4 protein-coding genes and 1 other annotated feature are annotated in these 2700 nt (G+C 73.1%); of the genes, 1 reads left to right on the forward strand and 3 read right to left on the reverse strand.

Translation table 11 applies throughout. The features are described 5' to 3' along the window. Both AC0CYZ_RS15670 and AC0CYZ_RS15675 read right to left on the reverse strand, forming a co-directional pair. Positions 1–573: IS3 family transposase (locus tag AC0CYZ_RS15670; protein WP_472216921.1), on the reverse strand; the 573-nt coding region annotated here is incomplete at its 3' end. Beyond that, positions 484–615 (reverse strand) — a sequence feature (AL1L pseudoknot). (Overlaps the previous gene by 90 nt.) After that, a complete protein-coding gene (locus tag AC0CYZ_RS15675; protein ID WP_472216923.1) occupies positions 570–899 on the reverse strand; it encodes a transposase in 330 nt (109 codons plus the stop codon). (Overlaps the previous feature by 46 nt.) The genes AC0CYZ_RS15675 and AC0CYZ_RS15670, both read right to left, overlap by 4 nt. Positions 900–1187: 288 nt before the next feature. On the opposite strand from AC0CYZ_RS15675, the gene AC0CYZ_RS15680 reads away from it, so the two are divergent. Continuing rightward, positions 1188–1886 carry a VC0807 family protein gene (locus tag AC0CYZ_RS15680; protein WP_472216925.1) on the forward strand — a complete coding sequence of 233 codons (699 nt, stop codon included), beginning with the start codon at positions 1188–1190 and terminating at the stop codon, positions 1884–1886. A 17-nt stretch (positions 1887–1903) separates the two neighbouring features. Here the strand turns inward: AC0CYZ_RS15680 and AC0CYZ_RS15685 are convergent. Next, positions 1904–2700 (reverse strand): SAM-dependent methyltransferase (locus AC0CYZ_RS15685; RefSeq protein ID WP_472216926.1); only part of this gene is annotated, 797 nt, incomplete at its 5' end.

Below are 2700 nucleotides of genomic sequence, written 5' to 3' on the forward strand. Positions count from 1 at the left end.
CGCCATCTCCAGGGCGTCGAGCGGCAGTTCGGTGGGCATCGCGGCGGCGGTGCGCCAGCCGACGATGCGCCGGGAGTAGACATCGGAGACGAACGCGGTGAACACCGTCCCCGACCAGGTCGGGACGTAGGTGAAGTCCACGACCCAGAGCCTGTTCGGCGCCGGGGCGTGGAAGTCCCGCTCGACCAGGTCCGGTGCCCGCGTCGAGTGCTTGTCCGCCCTGGTGGTGATGACCGCCGCGCCGCGGCGGGCGCCGCGCAGCCCGAGCGAGCGCATCAGCCGCTCGACGGTGCACCGCGCCACCGGCGCCCCGTCGGGGGTGGTGACGCCGTCACGGCGGAGCTGATGCCACATCTTGCGGGCCCCGTAGACCCCGCGGCCCTTCTCCCGATCCCAGAACGTCGCCTCGATGATCTCCGCCAACGCCGCGTCCGAGAGCGCCCGCGGCGACGGCGGCCGGGTCCGGGCGGCGCGGTAGCTGCTCGGGGCGATCGGCACACCGTGCTCGGCGAGCACCCGGCAGATCGGCTCGACCCCGAACTGGTCGCGGTGGGCGTCGATGTAGTCGATCACTTGTTGCCGGTCGGGCGGTCGAGCTCCGCCGCGAAGAAAGCCGACGCGGTCTTGAGGATCGCGTTCGCCCGGCGCAGCTCGGCGTTCTCCTTCTCCAACGCCTTGATCCGGTCCCGCTCCGAGGTCGTCGTCCCGGCCCGCGCCCCGGCATCGACCTGAGCCTGCTTGACCCAGCCACGCAACGTGTCCCGGTTGATCCCCAACTGCGCACCGACCCGGCCGCACGCACCGGTCACGCTGGCCTGCTCCTCGCCCTCGACCAGATCCAGGACCAACCGGACCGAGCGCTCCCGCATCTCCTCGGGGTACTTCTTCTGCGCTGGCACGCTCCACACCCTCTCGGGGCTTCAGAGCCGCCACCAGACCCGGGGCGCTTCAACGGACTGCCCTTCTTCACCCCACCAGCCTGGCTCGACCCCCTGCGAAGACCACGCCACAACCGACCCTGGCACGACCACCACGCCGCCTGACGCCTGCCTGTGGTTCGGACCTCCACCGTGCGCACGGATCCGTCTCCACCCGGACTCCACCCGCAGGGCGACGTCCCTGGGTCGCCGTATTCCTAGCGTCGTCCCTGCCGCGATCGCCGCGGCAGGGACGATCGGGAGGACGACATGACCGCCGCCGGAACCGCGCTGAAGCACACGGGAACCGCGGACCGCGCCGCGCCGGGCCGGGGTCGCGCGGGCCGGGTGCTGCGCCACGTCGCACCGACGCTGCTGTTCGGGCTGATCGCGCCGATCGTCGCGTACGACCTCCTGAGCGGGCACACCTCGGACGTCACGGCGTTGTCGGTCGGCGCGGTGTTCCCCGCCGCGGCGACGCTCTGGACCCTCGCCCGGACCCGCCGTCCGGACCCGGTGGCGCTCCTGACGCTCCTGGGGATCGTCCTCGGGCTGGTGGGCGCCCTGGCCTTCGACGACGCGGTGTTCCTGCTGCTGAAGGAGTCGGTGGTCACGGGCGCGTTCGGGCTGGTGTTCCTCGGCTCGCTGCTCGCCGCCCGACCGGTCACCTTCGCGCTGGGCCGCACGATGATGACGACGACGCCGGCCGAGCGGGAGGCGTACGACGCCCTCTGGGACCACCCCGGAGTGCGGGCCGGGCATCGCCGCACCACCGGCGAGTGGGGTGTCGCGTTCCTGCTCGACGCCGGGCTGCGGGCCGTCCTCGCGTTCGTGCTCGCGCCCGGGACGCTGCTGGTCGTCTCGCCGCTGATCGCCGCCGCCGTGCTGGGCCCGGTCGCGCTCGCGACGCTGCGGCGCCGTCGCCGGGCGGCGGTCCGGATGGCGGCCACCCGAGACGACCTGGCGTGAGCAGGACCGGCGGGTGATCAGGGCTTGCGGGCGACGACGAGCGAGCTCTGGCCGTTGAGTCGCTGCGTGAGCGTGTCGAGGGTCCGCCCGTAGGACTTCGCGACGTCGATGGCGAACTCGACGTCGGTGGTCCAGCCCCGCTCACGCAGCCACGCCGCGGGGTCCGGGCGCTCGTCGGTGTAGATCAACGCGGACATGTCGACACCGATGTTCGCGGCGATCCGCCGGAAGGCCGGGTCGGACATCTGCTGGCCGATGTTGGTGAAGTCCTCGATGGCCCACTGCGAGCCCGGCGCCGAGCGCGCGTCGAGGGCCCGCAGCAGCGAGTCCTGCGCGTCCGGTGGCAGGTAGGGCAGGAGGCCCTCGGTGAGCCAGGCGGTCGGCGCGGTCGGGGCGAACCCGGCGGCCTCGAGGGCGGCGGGCCAGTCGTCACGCAGGTCGACGGGGACCGTGCGGCGGTCGCACCGGGAGGCGGCGCCCTCGGCGTCGAGCACCTGGTCCTTGAACTCGATCACCAGGGGCTGGTCGACCTCGAACAGGACCGTGCCCGCGGGCCAGTCCAGGCGCTGCGCGCGGGTGTCGAGGCCGGCGGCGAGCAGCACAACCTGGCGGATGCCCTGCGCGGTGGCGTCGGCGACGTACTCGTCGAAGAACCGGGTCCGCGTCCCCATGTAGCCCGACATCATCTGCCAGGTCTCGTCCTCGGAGTCGTCCTTCGGCGCGGTGGGCCGGGTCGGCAGCGGGTACGGCGGGTCCGCGGCCACGAAGGACTCCGCGTTCGGGTCCGAGATCAGCCCGTCCGGCCGGTGGGTGT

Source organism: Actinomycetospora sp., from assembly GCF_055612215.1.